The 22,996-nt window shown below is 59.0% G+C and carries 19 protein-coding genes; 7 read left to right on the plus strand and 12 right to left on the minus strand.

Features of this window, described 5'->3' with window-relative positions:
• Positions 1 to 1,293: 1,293 nt before the first annotated feature.
• A complete protein-coding gene (locus N5C88_RS00075) occupies positions 1,294 to 1,572 on the plus strand; it encodes a hypothetical protein (protein WP_280014428.1) in 279 nt (92 codons plus the stop codon).
• Positions 1,573 to 2,391: 819 nt separating this feature from the next.
• Here N5C88_RS00075 and N5C88_RS00080 read toward each other — a convergent pair.
• Positions 2,392 to 2,598, minus strand: a complete 207-nt coding sequence (locus tag N5C88_RS00080; protein WP_006216596.1) for a cold-shock protein — start codon at positions 2,596 to 2,598, stop codon at positions 2,392 to 2,394.
• A gap of 232 nt (positions 2,599 to 2,830) precedes the next feature.
• On the minus strand, positions 2,831 to 3,901 hold the full coding sequence (locus N5C88_RS00085; RefSeq protein ID WP_059376274.1) for an AbrB family transcriptional regulator: 1,071 nt from the start codon (positions 3,899 to 3,901) through the stop codon (positions 2,831 to 2,833).
• A gap of 76 nt (positions 3,902 to 3,977) precedes the next feature.
• Between N5C88_RS00085 and N5C88_RS00090 the strand changes: the two genes are divergently transcribed.
• Positions 3,978 to 5,144: a pyridoxal phosphate-dependent aminotransferase gene (locus tag N5C88_RS00090; RefSeq protein ID WP_280014430.1), complete on the plus strand. Its 1,167-nt coding sequence runs from the start codon at positions 3,978 to 3,980 to the stop codon at positions 5,142 to 5,144.
• 220 nt (positions 5,145 to 5,364) lie between these two features.
• On the opposite strand, the gene N5C88_RS00095 is transcribed toward N5C88_RS00090, so the two are convergent.
• The 5 genes from N5C88_RS00095 to N5C88_RS00115 all read right to left on the minus strand — a co-directional run bounded on the left by N5C88_RS00095 (position 5,365) and on the right by N5C88_RS00115 (position 10,707).
• Positions 5,365 to 6,891: a tripartite tricarboxylate transporter permease gene (locus N5C88_RS00095; RefSeq protein WP_059376280.1), complete on the minus strand. Its 1,527-nt coding sequence runs from the start codon at positions 6,889 to 6,891 to the stop codon at positions 5,365 to 5,367.
• On the minus strand, positions 6,888 to 7,325 hold the full coding sequence (locus N5C88_RS00100) for a tripartite tricarboxylate transporter TctB family protein (protein WP_059376281.1): 438 nt from the start codon (positions 7,323 to 7,325) through the stop codon (positions 6,888 to 6,890). The genes N5C88_RS00095 and N5C88_RS00100 overlap by 4 nt, the downstream gene beginning before the upstream one ends.
• Positions 7,326 to 7,436: 111 nt before the next feature.
• On the minus strand, positions 7,437 to 8,435 hold the full coding sequence (locus tag N5C88_RS00105) for a tripartite tricarboxylate transporter substrate binding protein (RefSeq protein WP_059376284.1): 999 nt from the start codon (positions 8,433 to 8,435) through the stop codon (positions 7,437 to 7,439).
• 120 nt (positions 8,436 to 8,555) lie between these two features.
• Positions 8,556 to 9,932, minus strand: a complete 1,377-nt coding sequence (locus N5C88_RS00110; protein WP_251879576.1) for a sensor histidine kinase — start codon at positions 9,930 to 9,932, stop codon at positions 8,556 to 8,558.
• 97 nt (positions 9,933 to 10,029) lie between these two features.
• Positions 10,030 to 10,707, minus strand: a complete 678-nt coding sequence (locus N5C88_RS00115; protein ID WP_013397059.1) for a response regulator — start codon at positions 10,705 to 10,707, stop codon at positions 10,030 to 10,032.
• A gap of 489 nt (positions 10,708 to 11,196) precedes the next feature.
• On the opposite strand from N5C88_RS00115, the gene N5C88_RS00120 reads away from it, so the two are divergent.
• Positions 11,197 to 12,564 carry a ClcB-like voltage-gated chloride channel protein gene (locus N5C88_RS00120; RefSeq protein ID WP_118932728.1) on the plus strand — a complete coding sequence of 456 codons (1,368 nt, stop codon included), beginning with the start codon at positions 11,197 to 11,199 and terminating at the stop codon, positions 12,562 to 12,564.
• A 57-nt stretch (positions 12,565 to 12,621) separates the two neighbouring features.
• Here the strand turns inward: N5C88_RS00120 and N5C88_RS00125 are convergent, their stop codons facing one another.
• Positions 12,622 to 13,074 (minus strand): GNAT family N-acetyltransferase, encoded by a 453-nt coding sequence (locus N5C88_RS00125; RefSeq protein ID WP_118932729.1) that lies wholly within the window; start codon positions 13,072 to 13,074, stop codon positions 12,622 to 12,624.
• 186 nt (positions 13,075 to 13,260) lie between these two features.
• Between N5C88_RS00125 and N5C88_RS00130 the strand changes: the two genes are divergently transcribed.
• A complete protein-coding gene (locus N5C88_RS00130) occupies positions 13,261 to 13,599 on the plus strand; it encodes a hypothetical protein (RefSeq protein WP_124260365.1) in 339 nt (112 codons plus the stop codon).
• Between the two features lie 25 nt (positions 13,600 to 13,624).
• Here N5C88_RS00130 and N5C88_RS00135 read toward each other — a convergent pair whose 3' ends face one another.
• Positions 13,625 to 14,182 (minus strand): hypothetical protein, encoded by a 558-nt coding sequence (locus N5C88_RS00135; protein WP_280014431.1) that lies wholly within the window; start codon positions 14,180 to 14,182, stop codon positions 13,625 to 13,627.
• A 42-nt stretch (positions 14,183 to 14,224) separates the two neighbouring features.
• On the opposite strand from N5C88_RS00135, the gene N5C88_RS00140 reads away from it, so the two are divergent.
• From N5C88_RS00140 to N5C88_RS00150, 3 genes are all read left to right on the plus strand, one after another.
• Positions 14,225 to 14,581, plus strand: a complete 357-nt coding sequence (locus tag N5C88_RS00140) for a transcriptional regulator (protein ID WP_054455821.1) — start codon at positions 14,225 to 14,227, stop codon at positions 14,579 to 14,581.
• 448 nt (positions 14,582 to 15,029) lie between these two features.
• Positions 15,030 to 16,196 (plus strand): STY4528 family pathogenicity island replication protein, encoded by a 1,167-nt coding sequence (locus N5C88_RS00145; RefSeq protein ID WP_033936959.1) that lies wholly within the window; start codon positions 15,030 to 15,032, stop codon positions 16,194 to 16,196.
• 582 nt (positions 16,197 to 16,778) lie between these two features.
• Positions 16,779 to 17,642: a phage integrase N-terminal domain-containing protein gene (locus tag N5C88_RS00150; RefSeq protein WP_019727087.1), complete on the plus strand. Its 864-nt coding sequence runs from the start codon at positions 16,779 to 16,781 to the stop codon at positions 17,640 to 17,642.
• A 3-nt stretch (positions 17,643 to 17,645) separates the two neighbouring features.
• On the opposite strand, the gene N5C88_RS00155 is transcribed toward N5C88_RS00150, so the two are convergent.
• From N5C88_RS00155 to N5C88_RS00165, 3 genes are all read right to left on the minus strand, one after another.
• Positions 17,646 to 18,689, minus strand: a complete 1,044-nt coding sequence (locus tag N5C88_RS00155; protein WP_019727088.1) for a virulence RhuM family protein — start codon at positions 18,687 to 18,689, stop codon at positions 17,646 to 17,648.
• Between the two features lie 70 nt (positions 18,690 to 18,759).
• Positions 18,760 to 21,861, minus strand: coding sequence for a type I restriction endonuclease subunit R (locus N5C88_RS00160; RefSeq protein WP_033936963.1), 3,102 nt, complete (start codon positions 21,859 to 21,861; stop codon positions 18,760 to 18,762).
• On the minus strand, positions 21,854 to 22,996 hold the full coding sequence (locus N5C88_RS00165; protein WP_019727090.1) for a hypothetical protein: 1,143 nt from the start codon (positions 22,994 to 22,996) through the stop codon (positions 21,854 to 21,856). The genes N5C88_RS00160 and N5C88_RS00165 overlap by 8 nt, the downstream gene beginning before the upstream one ends.

Genomic DNA, 22,996 nt, shown 5'->3' on the forward strand with positions numbered 1-22,996 from the left:
AGCCCGTGAGGGGTGAATATGTCGGCATTTGCCACTGCTTTGCCCATTGTGTTTCACGTGAAACGTCGTACTTTTCGGAGCTGATTACCTCCTACCCGGGCGTGCCACCAAATCGTCGGCATCAGAATCTCTCCCATCCATGTACCGCTGTATTGGATGAAATTCGCCATAAGGGGGTAGAGGATGAGCGGACATGTTCCACGTGAAACATGTCAGAACTCCCAGCATGGTTCCTGTATGAATGCACCCTGCCCACTGCCTCGAGTACTTGGTCATTTCTTATCAAAGTGCTGGACCGGCGAATGTTCCACGTGAAACAGATACCCTTTGCGCGGTGCCGCGCCAGGTACCGCAGTCGCCCCTCCTTCAAACAAAGAGTTCATGCTTTCGCATCACAGGACAGCGACGGCCGAGCATCGTACAGCTCATCGGTTGTATGAGTCGTGCCTGCTTTTTGAGCATCTCACACGCACATTCCTATTCCCTACACCTCCCGATGTTTCACGTGAAACATTGCTTCTCTGCACCGCTGGCGATCAACGTTTCACGTGAAACGTTCATCGTTAAGTGGGCGAATAGCGGCAAGAGGTCTGTTCCACACTCGAGAATGTTCCACGTGAAACACAAGGGCAGGACCCGCGTGGATAGAAATACAGGCAGACGTTCGAACCTCGTCATACGAACCTACCCCAACTTTCTACCCAATCATTTGACGCACGAAATCCTCTAATTTCAATCTTCCAAAGGTTCATTCAAAAGAAAGCTATTTTTCAACCCCTACCCTACCCCTTACCCAAATCAAAGAGACTTTTTCGCGTTTCACGTGAAACTAAAGCGCTGACAGGTATCGAAAGCGCGCCACTTATAGGTAGTGGAATCCATGCGGACGACTTCTACTACGACGTCAGTCCCTAGATAAGAAATCGTCCTGTCGGATTTGCGCTTATCCATCCCAGCATCAAAACTGGCTAGTACCTGAAATGCCCGGCTCCGCCTATTGGCAAAGCGCGGGTTGTACACGTCCTATCTCGGCCTGAGGCGATATCCTTCGCTCAAGTCGACAACTCGGGATAACTCGGAAGCCACGAGTCGGGGGGAGAAAAAAATCGCGGCAGAGACCCTCGGATACTGCACAGTGTTATCAACAGCTAGCAGATCCGATAGCTACCGACATTCGCGGTTTCACGTGGAACAACTCTGGGGATAAGTCATTGCAGGCCAGTGCGTCGCGGGCCGCAAAACGGCTGTGGCTGACGAGCTCGGCAAAGTGCCAAGAAGTATGAAAAAGCACAAATGCCCAACTGTCTTCTCTATGGCAGCAATCGATTATTTCTATTTTGGATGCTTGCCAAGCTTGGGAAAAGTGACGATCAAACCAATGCAATAGTGGTGCAAAAAACCGTGGAAAACTATGTGGATAAGATCGTCGTCACTGCCACAACGAATTTTCGAAAACCCACCATGACGACATTCGCCCTTGAATGTGTCCAGGAACTCTACAGCCGTACTCAGGTCCAAATACCGCACAAAATGGTAGAAGCAGATTATTCACAAAGCTATCCACAGATTTGAACCCTGCGGCCTCCCACTACGCGTACACCGTTGACCACGCCGCACGGATTCATTGACCGGACAACCATCTTGCCCGTCCGCGGTAACCCGCGCCATCATCCTTATGGGTGAGACCCGGCCTTTCATGTGAAACCCTGTGGAAAACTCGCCGAGCGGGAATTCAGACGCACCCATGTATTAACCGCAGTGCTCTCGATCCGGTTCCGCCCACGCAGTCCCAAGTCGCGCACAGAGCTCTGGATATCTTCACCCCGCCCTATCTTTCGGACCCTATCCCCATTTCTATCCACAGGCACTTAAGCCGCCTCAGGGCACCAAAGGGTGTAATTCTGTGCATAACCGGGATGGGGATATCTTTGTGAACAACCGCCCACCATCCGAGCAAAAACGGGCCAGAGCGGCCTCAGAACAATATGGCGCCGCCGCCCCGATGCCGCCTGAGATTCACTTCAATATCGCCTTAAATGCCTGTATTTCCTAGGGAAAGGCCATGTTGAAGCGTAGCTATCACGGCTAAGCCAACTAAACCAAAGCAGCGCAGCCACTCCGCGACAGCGTTCCAAGAAAGACGGGATAACTGTGCAAAACCCGGCTACCGAGATGCAATTGCTTCATTGCTGAGCAAGAAAATACTCATACCCGAAAATAATTATCCACAAACTTATCCACGGGCAGAGAATATGTTAGTGAATACTAACTACCCGAGTGGAGCAAGCAGAGCAGGCGCAGGCCCCAAATGAAACAACGCCCCAGACCTTCCGGTCTTGGGGCGTTGTAGCCAGGCCGAGCCTGGCGGACGGGAAATTGGGATTTCCCGATTTAGAGCGGGCGAATTTCGGCCGCTTGAGGTCCTTTCGGACCATCCTTGACTTCGAATTCGACTTCCTGGCCTTCGTTCAGGCTGCGATAGCCGCGGCCCTGGATGGCGGAAAAGTGTGCGAAAACATCGGTACCACCAACGTCCGGCGTGATGAAACCGTAACCCTTGTCAGCGTTGAACCACTTAACTTTGCCCTTCTGAGCCATTTTTTCTAGCGTCCTGTAATTAACTCGAAATGCAATGAATCAAGGACGCCGTGAGAACTGAACGACCGGTAGTAGTACCTGCGTTGCTGCTGCGTTCCCGCTTGCCGCCTAGCTGCAGAACGAGTCCGCGCGCTGCTTGAATCAACTGCGTAATCAGCATACTCAGCACGCATTACAGACTCATATAGTTGTTTACCCCAATGTCGTATTTTTAATACTGGGTCTCGTTCCGCTAGGGTTTACGACTCTGCCGGCGCGCCATGAATGCGTAGATCGGACCAGTCACAATCACCACAAAAACCATGCGCGTAACGTGGAAGGCGGTGACCACAGGAACCCCTAGCTGCAGCACTTTGGCCGTGATCGCCATCTCGGCAATGCCACCCGGCGTAGTACCGAGAATCAACGTGGGAATGGGAGCGGCGGACCATAGCGACAGCAAGGCACCCAGACCAAACGCAAGCGCCAGCGCAGCCACCGTAAAGCCGGCCACAGCCCCGATGAAACGCGGCGCGGCCCGAAAGAAATCCGGCCGATAGCGATCGCCCAGCGACCAGCCTATCAGCAACTGGCCAATCTTCGGCACGTAGTCTGGCAAGGCCGACAGCTCGATGCCATTGGCCGTCAGGATCATTGCGACCGACATCGGGCCCAGCACCCAGGGATTCGGCAGCCGCAGCTTCATGAAGGCAGCGCCGCCGACGCAGGTCAGCGTAACCAGTGCCGCCAGCCCCCAAGCATGGACCACTTTGGGTCCAGGAATCGTGGGATCCAGCCCTGCCACGCCCCACCACTGGAAGATGAAGGGCACGGCGACCACCACCATCAGCACGCGCACGCTATGCGCCGTCGCCACCCGATCTATGCGCGCTCCGTGGCGCTCGGCCAGGTTCGCCATTTCGCTCGCTCCGCCGATGGCGGACGAAAACCAGGCCGTCTTGAAATCTACATCGGTGTAGCGGCGCAGGATCGCCGTGCCCATGAAGGCCAGGCCCAACGCGAACAACATCCCGACGATGATAGGTCCGGCGTTGCTGCCTATGTGGCCAATCACCTGCGGCGTGAAGTAAAGGCCCAAGGAAGTACCGATGACCCACTGGCCCGCATTGCGCGCCGGCCTCGGACACGCGGTGCCCAAACCCGCAATGCGCGTAGCTGCGGTCACCAGCAACGCGCCCAGCATCCACGGCAGCGGGATGTGCGCCCATAACGCCAATAATGCGCCAGCCAATGCCAGCGCCAAACCGCCCAACACCCTCCACAACATGTTCTGACCCACGATACCGCCGCACCTTAAGCTCATGTGAAAACCGAATTATGAGTTAGTGGGATACTTACGAAAACTCTCTCTGCTAGCAACGTTCACTCTCGCGTCCACCATGATCCGATCCAAACTTCCCGACGTTGGCACCACCATCTTCACCGTGATGAGCCGCCTGGCCATCGACCACAAAGCCATCAACCTGGGCCAGGGCTTTCCCGACTTCGACCCCGATCCCGCCTTGTGCGCCCTAGTGTCCAAGGCCATGGCCGACGGCCACAACCAGTATCCCTACATGCCAGGCGTGGCGCCCTTGCGCGAAGCCATCGCTGCCAAGACGCGCGAACTCTATGGCCATGCCTACGATCCGGAAACCGAGATCACCGTCACCAGCGGCGCGACCGAAGCGTTGATGGCAACCGTGCTGGCCGCCGTAGGTAGCGGCGACGAAGTCGTCGTCATCGAACCTTGCTACGATTCCTATCTGCCGGCGATCCGGCTGGCAGGCGGCACTGCCGTGCCGGTGCCGCTGCGCGCGCCCACCGAGGCTGATCCCTACTACCGCATCGATTGGCAGCGTGTGCGCGATGCCATCACGTCCAAGACCCGCCTCTTGATGCTGAACTTTCCGCACAACCCGACCGGCGCGGTGTTGGATGACAGCGACCTGGACGCGCTGGAAGCCATCGTGCGCGACACGGGCGTGCTGCTGGTGTCCGACGAGGTCTACGAGCACATTGTGTTCGATGGCAAGCCGCATGCCAGCGTGGCGCGCCGCCCTTTGCTGGCCGAGCATGCCTTCGTGATCTCGTCCTTCGGCAAAACCTATCACACCACCGGCTGGAAGATCGGCTATTGCTGCGCGCCGCGTCAGCTCAGCGCCGAATTGCGCAAGGTGCATCAATTCATGGTGTTCACCGTACCCTCGCCCATGCAGTTCGCGCTGGCCGAGTTCATGCGCGATCCCAAGCCTTACCTCGACCTGCCCGCCTTCTATCAGGCCAAGCGCGACCGCCTCGCTCAAGGGCTGGCCAAGACCCGATTCCGCCCCCTGCCCAGCCCGGGCACATTTTTCCTGCTGGCGGACTACAGCCAGATTTCCAAACAGAACGAGGCCGACTTCGCGCGCGATCTGACGGTGAACCATGGCGTCACGGTGATACCGGTATCGGCGTTCTATCGCCAGCCCGATGCCGCCGAATCGAACCACCGCATCGTGCGTTTCTGCTTCGCAAAAAAAGACGCGACGCTCGATTCGGCCCTGGAGCGTCTGGCGCAGGTTTGACGCCCTCTACTCAATACTCCATGGTGGATTGAATTTTCTCGCTGGCTCTATATACAAGCGTTCCAGTTGAAAAACATGAATAAAAGCTCGCATTAAAGATAGAGCCGATTCAAAGCGGATTCACGAAAAAAAAGGGCGCCCATAAGGCGCCCTATGCAATTCCCGAACCAGATCCCGCAGCGCGGCTGTTGCCCTTTACAACAGCCGCGCCGCCATGGAATCAGGCCGGACCAGCGGCAAGCTCTTTCGCTTTGCGCATGCGGCGCATGATTTGCGGCACGACCACGACAGCGGCCGCCCCCACCCACATCGCAATCGACACCGGGCTGGCGAACAGCACGCCGACATCACCATCGGTCATCGACAGGGCGCGGCGCAGGTTCTGCTCCATCATGTTGCCCAAGACCACGCCCAGTACCAGCGGGGCCATCGGCACACCGAACTTGCGCAAGAAGTAGCCCAGCGCGCCTATGCCCGCCACCAGCAGCAAATCGAAGGTGCCCGCGTTGATGGCGTAGACGCCGATGTAGCTGATGCACAAGATGCCAGGCACCATCAGCCATCCCGGCACCGACAGCACCTTGGCGAAGAAGCGCACCAGCGGCACGTTCATGACGAACAGCAGCACGTTGGCCACGAACAGCGACGCGATCAAGCCCCACACCAGCTCGGGCTTGGTGTCGAACAGCACCGGACCCGGGGTGATGTTGTAGAGCGTCAGCGCACCCATCATCACGGCAGTGGTACCCGAACCGGGCACGCCCAGCGTCAGCATCGGCACGAACGAGCCGATGGCCGATGCCGTGGCGGCGGCTTCCGGCGCGACCAGGCCGCGCATGTCGCCCTTGCCGAACTTTGCGTCCGGATCCTTGGCTTCGATGATGCGCTTTTCCTGCGAGTACGCCACGGCCGCGGCCACGCTGGCGCCGGCGCCGGGCAACACGCCCACGCCAAAGCCTACCAGCGAGCTGCGCACCACGCTCCACCAGGTGAGCGCCATTTCCTTCAGGTTGAAGAGCTTGCGGCCGCTGGGCTTGACCTCGACGCTATGGCCGGACATGACCTTTTCCAGCATTTCCAGCATCTCGCTGACCGCGAACAGCGCAATCACCACCACCACGAACTCGATGCCGTCGGCCAGATGCACCGATTCAAAGGTGTAGCGATAGACGCCGGAGTTCGCGTCCACGCCGACCACCGAAATCGACAGGCCTATCATCGCCGCCAGCACGCCCTTGACGGGCTGTTTGCCCAGCAGGCTGGTCAGGCAGCAGAACGCGAAAATCATCAACACGAAGTACTCGGCAGGACCAAAGGCCAACGCCCACTTGGCCAGCAACGGCGCGAGCAGGATGATGCCCACGACCGACACGATGGCGCCGAAGAACGCAGACCAGGCGGAGAGCGACAGCGCAACGCTGGCCATGCCCTGCCGCGCCAGCGGATAGCCATCCAGCGTCGTCATGATGGCGCTGGCCTCGCCCGGCACGTTCAACAGGATGGCGGTGATGCGGCCACCGTACTCGGCGCCCACATAGACGGCAGCCAACAGAATCAGCGCGGTCTCGGGCGGCAAGTTCATGGCAAACGCGATCGGGATCAGCATCGCCACGCCGTTGACCGGTCCCAGGCCGGGCAATACGCCCACCATGGTCCCGATGAACGAACCGATCATGGCCACCAGCACGTTGGTCAGCGAAAAGGCGACGCCGAAGCCTATCGCCAAGTGATCAAGAATGCCGCTCATATCAGGGTCTCCAGCAAACCGGTAGGCAGGACCACGTCCAGCACCTTGTCGAACAGCAAGAAAAACAGCACGCTCATGACGGCGCCGCCGATGGCGCACTTGATCCAGCCGCCTCCGAACAGGCGGCCGACGAATATCGTCATCAAAGTGGTCGCGATCACGAAACCCAGCCACTGGAACAGGAAGGCATACGCCACCGCGAATGCCATCATCAGCGCGATGCGGGCATTGGCGCCGGGCGGATTGGCCTCGACCTGATGACCGCCCTTGTAGACCAGCCACAGGCCGCACACGCCGATGATCAGCGCCAGCAGCAAGGGAAAGGCGCGCGGGCCCACCGGTTCATAGGCGAAGGGGGCTTCGATTCCCCAACCCGCCGCGGTCATGAAGGCGGCCAGCGCCAGCGCCGCCACACCCAGTATTCGATCGTTCATGATCACTTTTCCGTTGTAGTCGCATCGCGCGGCGCAGCGCTCCCCTGCCGCCGCGGCTATGCCGGCGGCGGGGAAGCTAGAACAACGCGATAGGGAGGAGAGCCTTGCGGCTTACTTCTTGACCAGGCCGAACGAGTCGGCCAGTTCGCCGTAGACCTTGACCTGGTTCTTCACGTAGGCGTCCAGCTCGGGACCCGTCTTGTTGAAGGGGAACAGGCCCTGCTGCTGGCGCAGCTTGTCGAACTCGGGCGAGGCCGTGGCCTTGTTGAAGGCGTTGACCCAGAATTGGTAGTCGCTGTCCGATACCTTCGGGCCGACGTAGAAGCCGCGGATGATCGGCCAGACGATGTCGTAGCCTTGCTCCTTGGCAGTGGGCACGGTGCCCAGCTTGCCCGGCAGGCGCTGGTCGTTGAACACCGCCAGTACGCGGATGGGAGCACCGCCTTCCAACATGGTGAAGGCTTCCGCCGCATCGCCCATGTAGGCCTGGATATGGCCGCCGCGCAAGGCCGTCACGGCTTCGCCGCCGCCTTCAAACGCCACGAAGCGCATCTTCTTGAAATCCACGCCCGCCGCCTTGGCGGTCAGCGCGGCCTTCATCCAGTCCTGGCTGCCCACGGTGCCGCCGGCGCCCAGCACGATCTTGGTCGGATCCTGCTTGAAGGCGTCCATCAGGCTCTTCAGGTCGGTGTATGGAGAATCGTTGCGGACGACAGCCACGCCATAGTCGGTGCCGATGGCGGCCAGCCAGCGCACGTCGTCGACGTTGTACTTGCCGAACTTGCCCTGGGCCAGGTTCAGGAGCGAACCGCCGGAAAAGGCCACGATGGTGCCCGGTTCGTTCGGGTGCTGGGCCACGATGTTATTGTAGGCCACGGCGCCGATACCGCCAGGCATGTAGACGATGCGCATGGTGCTCTTGAGCGCGCCGCTTTGCTTCAAGCCTTCGGTGGCCAGGCGGCAGGTCAGGTCGAAACCGCCGCCAGGCTGGGCGGGCGCGATGCATTCCGGGCGGCGCGGCTCGTCGGCCGCGTGAGCGGCGCCCAGGGACAAGGTAATCGTGCCCAGCGCCGCGACGGCGGCCAGGCGCAGTTTCAGACTAGTCTGCATTTTTTGCGTCTCCGAGATTTATAGGTCTAGGTATGGCTGGAAGCTCTGCTCAGACGGTTCTTTCCGTGATAACGGCCCCAGTGGACGCAACCGTACAAAAACGAAGCTTTCCAAAAGCTTTCAAATTCCGGCATTTTCCTGGTGCGCCGCAGCATCTTCCTGTTTTTCCAGGGTAAACACCAATGCCGCCCTCAGGCCTGGCAAGGGCACCCGGTTCTCCAGGACCAGCCGCGCCCCCAGGATCTCGGCAATCGTCCCGACGATGGCCAGCCCCAAGCCGGCTCCGGGCTTGTTCTTGCCAGCAGCTCCCCGGCGAAAGCGGATGCAGGCGCGGGCGATGTCCTCCGCCGACATGCCCGGGCCGCTGTCCTCGACCACCAGCCGGGCCTGCCCGGCGTCGATCTGCACCCTTACCGTGACCTCCCCTGCGGGCGAGGTGTAACGGATGGCGTTGTCCACCAGGTTGCTGACCGCTTCCCTCAGCAGCCAGTCCGCCCCCTGGACCGCCACCGGGCGGATCTCGGCCTCCAGGCCGATGTCGAGCTGGCGGGCTCGGGCGGTCGGAAGCAGGCTGCGGATGACCCCGTCAGCCAGCTCCACCACATCCACCGGTTCGGGGCTGAAACCGCCTTCGGCCAGGGAGGCGTCTTTAGCGCGCGCCAGGGCGAGCATTTGGTTGGTGGTGCGTACGGCCCTGTCCAGGCCCTCCTGCATCGCCAGAAGGGCTGTACGGACCTCCTGGGGGTCTGTTTCGCGCAGGGCGTAGGCGGTCTGGGTCCGCAAAACCGACAACGGAGTGCGCAACTGGTGCGAGGCGTCGTCCAGGAACTGGCTCTGGACCCTCGCCTGGGCCGCAAAACGGGCCATGTGGAGGTTTACGGCCGCGACTAGGGGTAGGACCTCACCTGGCATGTCCGACGCGCTCACGGGGCTTAAATCGTCCGCGGAACGCCCTTCCACCTCCTGACGCAGCCTGACCAGGGGGCGCAGGGCCATGAAAACCCCCAGGATGATCACCAGAACGCTGATCAGGATCACGGCCAGGTCCCGCTCCACCGAGCGTACCAGCACCTGGTGCAGGAAGGCCTGGCGGGTATCCAGGCCTTCGGCTACCTGCACGATAACCCGTCCCCCTTTATTTGCGTACAGAGGTGGATCCATGGGCCGTGCCAGCGCCGCAACCCGCACTGGCGTGCCCTGGTAATCGGCGTAGAAAAAGCGCGGTTCGCCCGAAATCAGCGGTTCGGCAGGCATGGGCAGTCCCGGACTGCCGATTTCGGCCAGCCCGTCCTCGGTGGCGACCCGGTAGAACACGCTGCCATTGGCCGTCAGCTCGAAAAATTCCAGCATCAGGTATGGCTGCTCCATGGCTAATCCACCGCTGGCTGTGGATATGTTGTGGTCGATCGCGCGGAGCGCGCCAGAAAGCGAACGGTCATAGGCAATGTCGACCTGGTTGCGCAGCTGGTGGTTCGACAGCCACAGGGCACCCATCATCACGAAGACCAGGGTCGGGATCAGCCACCAGAGGAGCTGGGTCTTCAGTGTGCGGTTGCGCTTTTTTGCACTGAAAAACCCTTTTTTTTGCGCACTTCTAGTTGTCAACAAGGTTCTCCAGGCAGTAGCCCATGCCTCGCATGGTCACGATCTGCACGCCGGTGTCGGCCAATTTTTTGCGCAAACGGTGCACCACCACCTCGATGGCTTCCAGGTTGATGTCCGCATCGTCGGTCAGGATGCGGTCCAGGATCTGCTGCTTGTTGATGGGTTCGCCGCTTTTTTGGATCAGTACCCGCAGAACCGAGTGTTCACGTGGGGATAACTGCAAGGGCTGTCCGTTGACCGTGAATTTTTGAGCGGAAGTCTCGAAAACCAGGTTTCCCAGTGTAAGGCGCGGGTGTTCTCTCCCACGGCTGCGTCGGATGAGTGCGATCAACCGCGCTTCCAACTCTTCCACAACAAACGGTTTTGGCAGGAAATCGTCTGCTCCCTGGTGGAGCGTCCCGATTTTTTCGGCCAACGAATCGCGCGCGGTCAAGACCAGGACCGGCGTACGGTCGTCCCGCGCGCGAATCTTCGCGAGCAAAGCATGGCCATCCATACCCGGTAGTCCCAGATCGAGGATGACCGCGTCGAATTCTTCCATCGCCAGCCTTCTTTCGGCGACCAGCCCGTCATCAGCCCACTCAACGACGAAACCAGCGTGCCTGGCCAGGCTTCTTGAAAGCCAGCGTGCAAGTTCGGCTTCGTCTTCTATCAGAAGGATGCGCATGGACGGAGTCCGGGGGGGGATGGCTGGGCGGAATGGGAGAGCATGTTTGGCTTTTCCTTTATTTCTCTTTATATAAAGACTAATGATTAATAAGGCCTGTGGATAACTACCTTAACCTTGAAAACCTCTTTTTTTTCATCAGCTTGCAGCCGTTTTTGGCTGTGCAAGAACTCTGTGTGGGAAAAAAGCTGAAGTTGGACAAGATTTTGGACCCTGTCCGAAACCCCCGCTTGTTCAACTTGCCTCCACAAAATGTGCACAAGGCGGCTACTTAGGAGTTATCCACAGGGCGTTTCTGCCGGACGGGTTCCAAAAACGGCACTTTTACCCCGAAAAACGTCGGGTTGCCACCCTGCTTTTTCGGCCTTCTGGCGGCGTTTAGAGGCTCTCCAAGGCGTTCGCGGAAAGAGGCATTCGAGGGGAGACGTGCAGCTCTTCTTGACTGGGAACTGAACAAAAAGTGAGCAGGTTCCGCCGTAGAATTCCGCCATGGCGACAGAAATCAGAATCAAGAAAGCGGGCTGGGCAATCTGGCTGCGTAGCCGTTTGTTGGCGGACAACTTGCCGGCCACGCTCTGCGCGGCGGCGTTGATGGGCCTATTGGGGGCGCTGGCCACCGTGGTCTTCCGGGAAATGCTGGCCTGGACGCAAATGTTGCTGGGTGGGGAGGACACTCCTCATGGCATGGTGTCCCTGGCGCGCGGGCTGAGTTCCTGGCAACGCTTCCTGATGCCGGCCATAGGTGGCGCCATCGCGGGCGCCATACTGCAAATGGCGGCCAGATGGCTGCCCAGGCGCGGCGCGGCGGACTATATGGAGGCGATTTCCATCGGCCGCGGGGTCATCGGCTTTCGCCAGACGGTCGCGCGCAGCCTGTCGTCGATTTTTTCCATCGGTTCCGGCGCCTCCATCGGCCGCGAAGGTCCCATGGTGCAGCTGGCGGCGATGTTGTCATCCCTGACCGGCCGCTATCTGGTGCTTCCGCCCAGGCATCTGCGCCTTCTGGTCGCCTGCGGCGCCACGGCGGGGATTACTTCCGCCTACAACGCGCCCATCGCCGGCGCCTTGTTCATATCCGAGATTGTTTACGGCGCGATCGCTTCGGCCACCTTGGTGCCGCTGGTCGTATCGTCGGTCGTGGCGAACATCGTGACGCGCCAGATCCTGCATTACGACGCGGTTTTCCATATGCCGCCCTTCACTTTCGTGTCTGGCTGGGAGGTCATCAACTATCTGGGATTGGGGGTGATCGCCGGCCTCGCAGCGCCGCAATTCCTGCGTTTCCTGGACACGGCGCGCGCCGCGTTCGGCCGCGTGCCCGCGCCGCTGTGGGCGCGCATGGCATTGGGCGGACTGATCGTCGGCGCTTTGTCGGTGGTGAATCCCGAGGTCTGGGGCAATGGCTACAGCGTGGTCAACAGCATGTTGCATACGCAGTGGGCCTGGCAGGCGGTGGCCGCCATCCTGCTTTTGAAGACGCTGGCCACCGCGGCCAGCGTGGGATCGGGCGCGGTAGGCGGCGTGTTCACGCCGACGTTGTTCGTGGGGGCGGCGCTGGGCGCCTTGTATGGGACCGGCCTGCAGGCTTTGTTTCCCGCGGGGGATCTGTCGGCGGTATCGAGCTATGCGGTGGTGGGCATGGGGGCGTTGCTGGCTGCCACCACCTATGCGCCATTGATGTCCATTCTGATGATTTTCGAGATGACGCTCAGCTATGAAGTCATGCTGCCGCTCATGCTGGCCTGCATCACGGGTTACGTGATTGCGCATCGCATACGGCCGGATTCGGTATATGCGAAATCGTTGGCCAGCAATCGGCGCGCGCAGCGCGTCGTTGCCCAGGACCGCGATGAGTGAATGGATTTTTATTAATATGAGCAAATGCTCGTGTTAATAAAAAAGTAAGAATAGCCCTTATATAAGGGCTTTTTTCATGAAAACGCGCTTCAGCCCGATTTCTTCCGCGCGATGGGTTTCCATGTATCCGTACCGCGTGTAGATCGCGATGTTCTCGGTCATCTTCTCCTGCGTGTACAACCGGATGCAGGTATACCCGGCCTGGCGCGCTGCATTTTCTGCGAATTGCATCAGGTCGCGGCCATAGCCTTTGCCCTGCGCTTGCGGATCCACCGCGATGTTGTCCAGCAGCAGGCAGTCGGGTTCCGGAATCAGGACCAGCACAGCTTGCACGGTACCGTGCACCCGCAGCACATGGACCACGCCTTGTGCGACGCGGATGGCGTAATCGTCGAGCATCGGTCCAGGTGTTGCGCCGATGCGCGCAACATAGTGGCCGTAGGCTTGCGCGACGATCCGCTCGATGTCGGGCAGGTCGTCAAGGCTGGCGAGGCGTATGTCGGGGTGCATGCGAGTTCCGGATAGAGCGCCGCCCGGTGTGGGCGGATTTTCCAGAAATATAGGACGTGCGGCAAGGTCGCAAGATTGTTTTTCCAATTGGTTATAGAATTTATAACTAATAGTTCGCGTGTATACCCCGAAGATGATGTGCGATCACCGAAGAAATTGGCTCAGTGATCCCGCAAAGGAGTGTCAATGGCACCTAGTACGTCTTTCCCGGGGAACAGCGCGTCCGACAATCTGTGGAACGAGTATGCAACGTTCCACGAGGCTTGTTCAGGCGTGCTGGACCGGGTCGAGCAACACAGGGATAGCGGCATCGCCTTGTCGGATAGTGAGTTGTCGGAGCTGAGAACCATGGCGCTCAACCTCAACACATTCGGCCGGGTGCTGCATGGCAAAAGAGCGCGGGAAATGCGCCTGCTGGCCGAGCGCGCCCAGCGGGCCTTGGGCAATGCCGAAGCGGCCTCGCCGCCTGCGCCGGTACAGGAAGACAGCGAATCCGAAGGCAACCCGGCCGCGGTGGCGGGCTAAACCTGAGGCTGGTCCCTTAGGGCAGTCAGGCCGCGCGTCGGCGCAACAACGAGCGTCCCAAGGCACTGACTACCTTGAGCGTGTACAACACGATCAAGGATCCCGCAATGTCTCCGGTCAGCATCGCGATGAAGCCGTCGGCGAGCACGGCTCTCTCTCCCTGGAGAAAGAACCAGAGATGGTGAATGGTCGTATTCATTACCGCATAGACCACTGCGCAGATCAGTAGGCGCCAGGCGGTAAGGTTGCCCAGGTCGGGCTGCAATCGCAGTGCCGAACGGGCCCAGCGGCACGCCAGGTAGGGAGCGGCAGCGGCCATGATGCCCCCCGCGACAGAGCGGAGCATGTCGTCCGGAAAGTAGTAGCAGAAGCAGGCGATCCACGATCCAGCCAACAGTCCGAGCGCCGCGGGCAGGCCAAACAGCAAGGTGCATATCAGGCGCACGCCCGCCGGCAGATAGATCCAATTGACGCCCCGCACAAACTCAAGGTTGGTGAACACCCATTCATTGACTACCAGACTGCCCAGGAACAGCGCCATCGTCACCAGAGCCCACTTACCCTGATCTAGAATGTTCTCCATATTTGGAATTCCGCCGCTTGTCAGTCGCTGCGTCCATTATCCATGAAAGAAAAAAAGAGACCCGCCGACATCTACATGCGCTTTCTGCGCCTGACCGATGCGCTGCGCGGCCTGCCCGCGCTGCCATCGCTCGATCCCCTGGAAGAACGCATACTCACACTGATCGCGCGCGCGTCGCAGGAACAACGCCGCTTGTCTGTGCGCGATGTGATGGCGGTGGACAGCATAGGGTCGCCCGCGACCTTGCACGCACGCTTGAAATCGATGCGCGAGAAAGGCTGGGTACTGCTCGTCGATACCGAGGACGCGCGCCGCAAGCAGGTCGAACTCAGCCAGGCGGCGTTGTCGCATTTCGACCGCTTGTCGGAATGCCTGGTGGAAGCGGCGCGCAAGCCCTGAGCTGCAGCGCTGCAAAACGCCGCCGCTCAGGCTTATTTTCCGATACAGAAGCGGCATTTATCCCACATGTCGTTGATTTTAAAGGTAGTCATGGCGGTTACGAAACGCGCTTGGACCTATTCTTGGACCCAAATACCAAGCGTGTCCCTTGGTGGCGGCGGATGGCCCTCCCTGGACGCTCCCCTCGCTCTCGTCGCCGGTGCAGCGCGCCAGTAAGCGGTCTGATCAAGGACGGCGAACATGGCCATCGGCGTTCAGCAACGTCCAATGACCGTAGCGAAGGCTCATTTTCCCACCTCCTGACTCGGAACACCAAGGATGTTGCGCCCTGCTTCAGCCCGAAAAATCGGGAAGAACGCAGTTCGGATTGATGGCTGCGACAGCGATGATGCCGGGGTGAGATGACAGCTCCTTTGGCCAGTTGGCCGATACCGATAGGAGCCTCACCATGTCACACCAAGCTTCAGACATCATCACCCCGAAAGCCCTGTTGCTCGATGAGCGGCTGACGCCTCTGGAGCGCAACGCTTGGCTGACTTTCCGCGCGCTGGCCAGCAGCGACGGCACCGTGGTTCTCAGCTATGACGCGTTGCGCGGGTACCTGCCCAGTGCACCGGGCAGCAAGCGGGCGGCCCTTGAAACCGTGTCCAGGGCCGTGCTGTGCCTGCGACTGTCCACGTGGATTGCGCTGGTCGAGTACCGCCGCAATCCCATGACTGGCTTTTCGATGGCCAGCCGCTACGCAGTGCGCAATCAGCCCCTCGCGTTCGACGACGCCTGCATGGAGGACGAGGACTACCTGCCCCTGCTGGAACGGGCGCTCGGCCATGCCAGTGCGACGATTCGCCAACTGGCACAGTCCATTCTCGACGAGGCCATGCGCCATCCAGACAGGTTGGGAAAGCTGCCCGCAACAATGCAAGAGCGGATCAGGCGCTTGCAACACCGGGGCGATGACCATGATCCGGGCAGTCCTGGTGGTCCTACTTCGCCTGATGCTCGCGTGCCCGAAGCCAGCAGCGACATTCCGAAACCCGTACCGGCGTCTGCGACAGCAGTACGTACTGTAAAAGAAGTATTAAAAGAAGTACGTACGTACCGCTCACCAACCGAAGAGCAGGTATCCAGGTCAGATGTGCCAGCCCGCTTCCGGCAACTGCCGCAGGATCAGCAACGGGTTCTCACCGCGCGTCTCAGGGGCTTGCCTCCGGAGCAACGCCTGGCAGTGCTGGCCGAGTGGAACGTGCGCTGCGAATCAGGTAGCGTGCACAACGCCATCGCCTACCTCTACGGGTTGATCAAGAAGGCCGTGGAAGGCGTGTTCAAGCTCTGGGCGGCGCGCAAATCCACTCCACAGCAGACACCCATGCAGGCCATCAGCAACAGCCAGCATGGCTCGCCGCCGGCCCCTTCTCCAGCGTCCAGCAACCAAGCCGCAAAACCTGCGTCGCGCGAAGTGGCGCAACGGCATCTGGAGCAGATCCGGCGCATGCTGAAGACGCCATCGCTGCCCATCGGGCAGATCATCGGATGCATGGCTGACAGCGGAACGCTGCCAACAGGCCCAGGGAACACGCATGCTGCTGCAAGGCTCGATCCGCTGGGTGCGACGTAAGGCCGATAGGGCCGTCACTGCACGCCGCAGTGACGGCCCGGCAAACTGCAGCAGCAATGCGGGTTGGCGCAGCATCGCATTGATGGCTGCGCACATGACGATGCCCCGACACACTGGCCCAGCAACGACCTGCCGGTGGGTATGAACACCGGAACCCTGGCGCAGGTTCCTGCAAGCGCCGACCCGGTTCGCCGGACGGAACCAACCAGGCACACCCAGGCTCGCTCTGTGTGCCGCCCTACCCATGGGCAGAGCTTTTCTCATTCTCGGCGTGGTTCGTCCCGCCATCGTCGCAACACACATCCCCGTTCTAGGCGCTCATCGCTGGTCGCCCGACCTTGCGCAGCCAGCCGGCACCTTTTCCACACTGCACCACAGGAGGTACCCATCCCAGCACATCGTGTTGTCGTCTCTCGCAATTCCTCCGCTCGGCCTTCCCACAGGAAGCAAGGCGGACGTCTCATTCGAGGCCACAGGTGAACTGAGCACCTGGCCCTTGCCCTTCGGGGATCTCGCCTTGGCGAGTTGGCAAAAACACTGACCCTTGTATCTCAGCCCCAAAGCCGATGGAGGTCCACACCAATGGACGACCTGACCTATACCCTGCGCCAGCTCTGCCTACGCAACCGCGACGGCAGCCACGCCACCCAGGCGGATCGGCAACGGTCGCTGACCCTGGCCGCCCGTCAACTGCGCGAAGCAGGCTTCCGCCAGATGCAAGCCACCTCGCTCAAGGGCAAGCATGTCGAAGCCTTGTTGCAGCGCTGGCAAGCCGAAGGTCTGTCGGCCGGCACGCTGAAGAATCGTATGGCGCACCTGCGCTGGTGGGCCGAAAAGGTCGGCAAGGCAGGCATCCTGCCAGCGGACAACACCAAGCTGGGTATCCCTGAACGACGCTATGTGACCGGCGAAAGCAAGGCCAAGGAACTCGATGACAGGCTGGACCGGATCACCGATCCGCACGTCCGCATGAGCCTGCGCCTGCAAGCGGCCTTCGGCCTGCGCCGCGAAGAGTCCATCAAGTTCCAACCCCGCTATGCCGACCGTAGCGACCACATCGCCATCAAGGGGTCATGGGCCAAGGGTGGACGCGACCGGACGGTGCCGATCACGACACCGGAGCAGCGTGCCGTGCTGGATGAGGCCCATCGCTTGGCAGGCCTGGGATCATTGATTCCATCACACAAGACCTACATCCAACAGCGCCATGCCTACGACGGTCAGTGCAAGGCAGCAGGGCTGAGCAACATGCACGGGCTGCGGCATCGGTATGCGCAGATGCGGTATGAGGTGCTGACGGGATGGAAGGCGCCGGCGGCGGGTGGCCCTGATAAAGCTCAGCTCAGTAGCAGTCAGAGAATGAGTGACCAACACGCCCGACAGCAGATCAGCCATGAACTCGGGCATGAAAGGCTGAAAGTGACGTCTATCTATCTGGGAACCTGAGGCTTATCCGCCATCTCTGGTGTTTGACTCACCGGCCGTCAGTTTTTTCACTGCTTTGTCGAAATCGCTTTCAAACAGGCGATCCTGCACAATTCTGTACTTCTCAAATTCGCTTTCCGCATGTGTCTGGGCAAGTTTCGCAGAAATCTTGCCGCTGCTCTGTAGCACTTCCCGTTCATCAAATTCTAGGAAGGCGTCCAGCCGCTTGGACCAGTCTTCCATACTCATGGGAATCTTGCGGCGAGCACGATCCTCGGCCAACTCCAGATAGGCGTTGACGATACGACCCAATGAATCCAACTCGTCCTTGGTCAAGTAGTTCTTGGCCACGGCTACGTCGGTTTTCAGGATCTTGCCTTCGGGCGCGCTCGCCCAGGAAGTCAGCCCCATATGTGGCTTGCTGCTATCGGCCCGTTTGCGGATCAACTCTGCCGCGGTATGGCCGTGGATGGCGTAATGCAATTTGTTCTGTACTTTGGCGAAGAATGCCTTGGTAGTTGGTGCGTCCTTGTTGTAATCCACGCTGGTGGCGTAGATGTCGGTGATCTTCTGGTAGAAGCGTCGCTCGCTGAGGCGGATCTCGCGGATTTCCGCCAGCAGCCGCTCGAAGTAGTCCTCGCCCAGGAAGCTGCCGTTTTCCATGCGCTGACGATCCAGCACATACCCCTTGATGGCGAACTCACGCAGGACGCCGGTCGCCCACTGGCGGAACTGCGTTGCGCGTAGGGAGTTGACCCGATAGCCGACGGAAATGATGGCATCGAGGTTGTAGAAGTCCACCGCGCGGGACACCTCCCGCTGGCCCTCCTGCTGAACTATCCGGAATTTCCGGATAGTTGCCTCAGGCGCGAGCTCATGACTGGCAAAGATGTTCTTCAGGTGCTCGCTGACGGTGCGCACGTCCACCCCGAACAACTCGGCCATCAGCTTCTGCGACAGCCACAGGGTTTCGTCCTCGTAGCGGGCCTCGATGCTCTGTTCGCCGGCCTGGCCAGTGAAGATCAGAAACTCGGCTGTGCTGTTGCGGATCAATTTTTTGCCATTCATACCAAGTATCTCAACGTGGTCTGTACGTCGACCAGGCACGCTTTAACGCCAGTGCGATAACTCTGGCCGGTTACACCTGCCCACCTACCCCTTTGAATTTTTCGACGAACGCGGCGATCTTCTGGAAGACGCTTTGCTTTTTTGTCAGGTACTCCGGATTGAGCGGGCTCATCTTGGGCAGCAGGGCATTGAGTTCGGTGCCGTTCTCGCTGGCGAACTCGCGTCTCAGTGAGGTGCTGATGTACCGTCTGGCCGCCTCTGCATTCAGCGTCTCGTCGTTGATCAACTCCTGAGCCTCGCGCTGCTGCTCGGCCTGGGCAAAGCTAAAGAATGCCTCGATCACGCTGGCCTTGTCGCCCAGCCCATCCAGGTCGGTCTGGTTGATGAAGTCCACCACCAGGCTTTCCTTGGCGCGATTACCCAGGCTGGCGCGGATCACCCGACGCACGTCCTCGATCAGAGCCACCTTGTCCTTGGTCTTCTTGTTCTTCTCGAAGATCAATTCCAGGATGTAGTCCAGGTTGATTTCCTGCGACTTGAGCAGATCTACCTCGAACACCACATCATCCCAGTCGATGCTGGATTTTTCTTTTTCCGCCGAGGCTTTCTCCCGGCGCAGCCAGTCGCGGATGTCGTTGTAGGTGGAGCGGTAATCCTGGATTTTCCGATCGGCGGGCATGTGTATCGCCTGCAATACGGCCAAATCTTCGTCGCTTAGGTAGTGTTTCGTCTTGAAGTCCTCCACCGCCTGCGGGTCGCTCGTGTCAATGTCCTGCAAGGCTTTCAGGCTGGCGAATTCATCGTAGTTCTGCAGCACGTTTTCCACGCGCAGGTATTCGCCGAACAGTTTGGCAAAGGCTTTCTTGTCGGATTCCTTGACGATGTTGGTGGGGTCGGGAAAGCGCTGCTCCAACTCACCCACCACATCCTTGAAGCCACGTCGCGCCTCGCCCGTGACGACATCGGTGAAGCCCTCCATGTACTCGGCGTAGCTTTTCTCCAGCACCACGTTCCGGGTGTTCTTGTCACCAAACAAGGTGATGGCAGCAACGGTCGCCTGTTCCAGATCGCGGAAGGTGACGACGTTACCGAAGGTCTTGGTGGCGTCAAAAATACGGTTGGTGCGCGAATAGGCCTGGATCAGGCCGTGGTAGCGCAGGTTCTTGTCCACGAACAAGGTGTTCAGCGTGGGCGCATCGAAGCCGGTCAGAAACATCCCGACCACGATCAGCAAATCGACATCCTGCTCTTTGACTCTCTTGGCCAAGTCGCGGTAGTAATTCTGGAAGCCCTTGCTGTCCACGCTGAAGCTGGTCTTGAACAGTGCGTTGTAATCGGCAACGGCCGCTTCCAGGAACTCCTTGGCACTGCTGTCCATGGCCGAAACTTCAAAGCCTTCGTCCGCGATGTCGCCTACTGCGTCCTGTTCCTCGTTGGCGGCGTAGGAGAAAATGGTGGCGACCCTCAAAGGCTTGTCGCTGTCCTTCTGCAGGGTCTTGAAGGCTTGGTAGTAGAGCTTGGCCGCATCCACGCTGCTCACGGCAAACATGGCATTGAAGCCCTTGGCACCCGCTTGCAGGCGGTGGGTCTTCTGCCGGAAGTTGTTCAGGATGTACTGGGTGATTTCGCGGATGCGATCCGGGTGCAGCAAGGCCTGCCGGTTTTCCGCCGCGCTGAGCTTCTTCTCGTCCTGCTCGCTTTCGATGGCCTTGAACTGCGGGCGAACGTCGTTGTAGTCCACTTTGAACTTGAGCACCTTTTCGTCGCGGATGGCATCGGTGATGACGTAGGAGTGCAGTTCCCGGCCGAACACGCTGGCGGTGGTGTCCGCGCCCAGCGCGTTTTGCGGGAAGATCGGCGTACCGGTAAAACCGAACTGGTAGAACCTCTTGAACTTCTTCTTCAGGTTCTTCTGTGCCTCTCCAAATTGGCTGCGGTGGCACTCGTCGAAGATGAAGACCACCTGCTTACCGTAGATCGGCAAGTCGTTTTCGCTCTTCATCAGGTTATTGAGCTTCTGGATAGTGGTGACAATGATCTTGTTGTCGTCTTTGTCCAGATTACGCTTTAAGCCCGCAGTGCTGTCCGAGCCGTTCACGCTGTCTGGCGAAAAGCGCTGATATTCCTTCATGGTCTGGTAGTCCAGATCCTTGCGGTCTACCACGAAGAATACTTTGTCTATGAACTCCAGTTCCGTCGCTAGGCGCGCAGCCTTGAAGCTGGTCAGGGTCTTGCCCGAACCCGTCGTGTGCCAGACATAGCCGCCGCCTTCGGTGCTGTTCCAGTGCTTGGCCTGATAGGCGCTCTTGATCTTCCACAAGATGCGCTCGGTCGCAGCAATCTGGTAGGGCCGCATCACCAACAGAGTATTGCCGACGTCGAACACCGAATAGGTCAGCAGCACATTGAGCAAGGTATGCCTCTGAAAGAAGGTCGCGGTGAAGTCCTTCAAGTCCTTGATCGGGCTGTTGTCGGCCTGCGCCCAATTCATGGTGAAGTCGAAGCTGTTCTTGTTGCGCTGCGTGGTGTTGGCGAAGTAGCGCGTGTCGGTGCCGTTGGAGATGACGAACAGCTGCAAATACCTGAACAGGGAATGCTCGCTGTTGAAGCTCTCCTTGCTGTAGCGATGCACCTGGTTGAAGGCTTCACGGATAGCCACACCGCGCTTTTTCAGCTCTACCTGCACCAGCGGCAGGCCGTTGACCAGCAAGGTCACGTCATAGCGGTTGGCATGGCTGCCGGTTTGCTCGAACTGCTTGATCACCTGCACCTTGTTGCGGGCAATGTTCTTCTTGTCGAGCAGGTAGATGTTCTGGATACGGCCATCGTCGAACACGAAGTCATGGATGTAATCGTCATGAATCTTGCGGGTTCTTTCGACGATGCCATCGCTTAGCTTGTCCAGCCAGGTTTCCACGAAGCGCGCCCATTCACCGTCCGAGAATCGGACGCCGTTCAGGGTTTGCAATTGTTCACGGACGTTGGCCAGCAAGCCTTGCTGTGTTTTCAGGTCGGGCAGATATTCATAACCCTGATTTACCAGATCTTGGATGAACTCGCGTTCCAGGTCGCCTTCGCTTTGGTAGCTTTCGGCAACCTTCCAATCCTTGACGTACCTGTCGAGCACGATGAAGTTGTTCGACTCGGCGATGGGCTTGATGTACTCAACCATTCTGCATTTCCTGTTGCTGCCAATAGCCATAGTTGTTGATCAGATTGTCCAGCAGGAATTTGACCGTTTGCTTTTCTTGCGGCGTTGGCTCGGCTACCGCTTCATTGGACAGGGTGCTATGGCTGGTGAATTGGATGATGCGATTCAAATAGGCCTGCTTGTCGTCGGGCAGGAGTTCCGACCATTGCGGGTAGCCCAGAAAGCTGGCGGTTTTCTCGTAGAGGTTGCGCAGCAGTGTGAAGTGATAACGCTCGACCTGATTGGCGGCAATCGCTTGCTCAAGGGTTTTTCTTAGATGCAGGTGATAGGAAAAACTCTTGTTGGAATCTCCCTTCTTTTCCAAGAGGGCGAAGGTGCCATCCTCGAGCCGCTCCAGTAAATAGCAGGTCTTGGCGTTGAGTTCGTTGTAGAGCACGTTGTAGAACAACGGGCTGTGGGTGGTGATGACGAATTTCAGGCCGGGCGGACTGGTCTTGATCAACCCCGCCAGATTGACGGCCAACTCGATCAGGTGGTTTTCATCCAGTGAGCTCACCGGGTCGTCGATGAATACATATTCTAGTTGGTCGAATTGCCGGGTTTCGCGATTTTCCGGTTCGGCGACATTGAGCGTGCTGATGGCTTGGTCCAGCAGTGTGTAGAAAACACTCCAAATGAAGTTGCTCTCTTCGCCTTTCGAGATTTTGAGGCTGCCGGAGCTTTCATCGTCGCCACGCTCCAGCGAGAAGGTGACTTCGGAGAAGTCTTCGCTGAAATGGGGGGTCAATTTGTCGTTGGCATAGTGCTGGAAGTATCTGACGATATTTCCATCCTGCCCCAGATCCCTGAGCAGCGTGAGCAACCAGTCCGTGAATGAATTAGGTTGAATTCGCAACTTGTACTCAACATCTTGAGTCAGATCGTTATCCCAATAAAACAGGTCCTCGGTGAAGGCGCTGTAATACAGGATTTTATTGCGCGGCGACTCGGATTGATCAGCAGCCAATCCTTCAGTGTCTCCATTCTTAGGGGCGACTAGCTGCTTGAACTCACGGGAAAGACGCGTCTTGCCCGAACCGTTGAAGGCGTAGATCAGCAGCACCTTTTTTTCGGTCTCTCCGAGTTGTTTGGCGACTTCCCCGAGCGTCTTGCCCAT

The sequence above is a fragment of the Achromobacter sp. GD03932 genome, assembly GCF_029839485.1.
GTDB classification, from domain to species: domain Bacteria; phylum Pseudomonadota; class Gammaproteobacteria; order Burkholderiales; family Burkholderiaceae_B; genus Achromobacter; species Achromobacter bronchisepticus_A.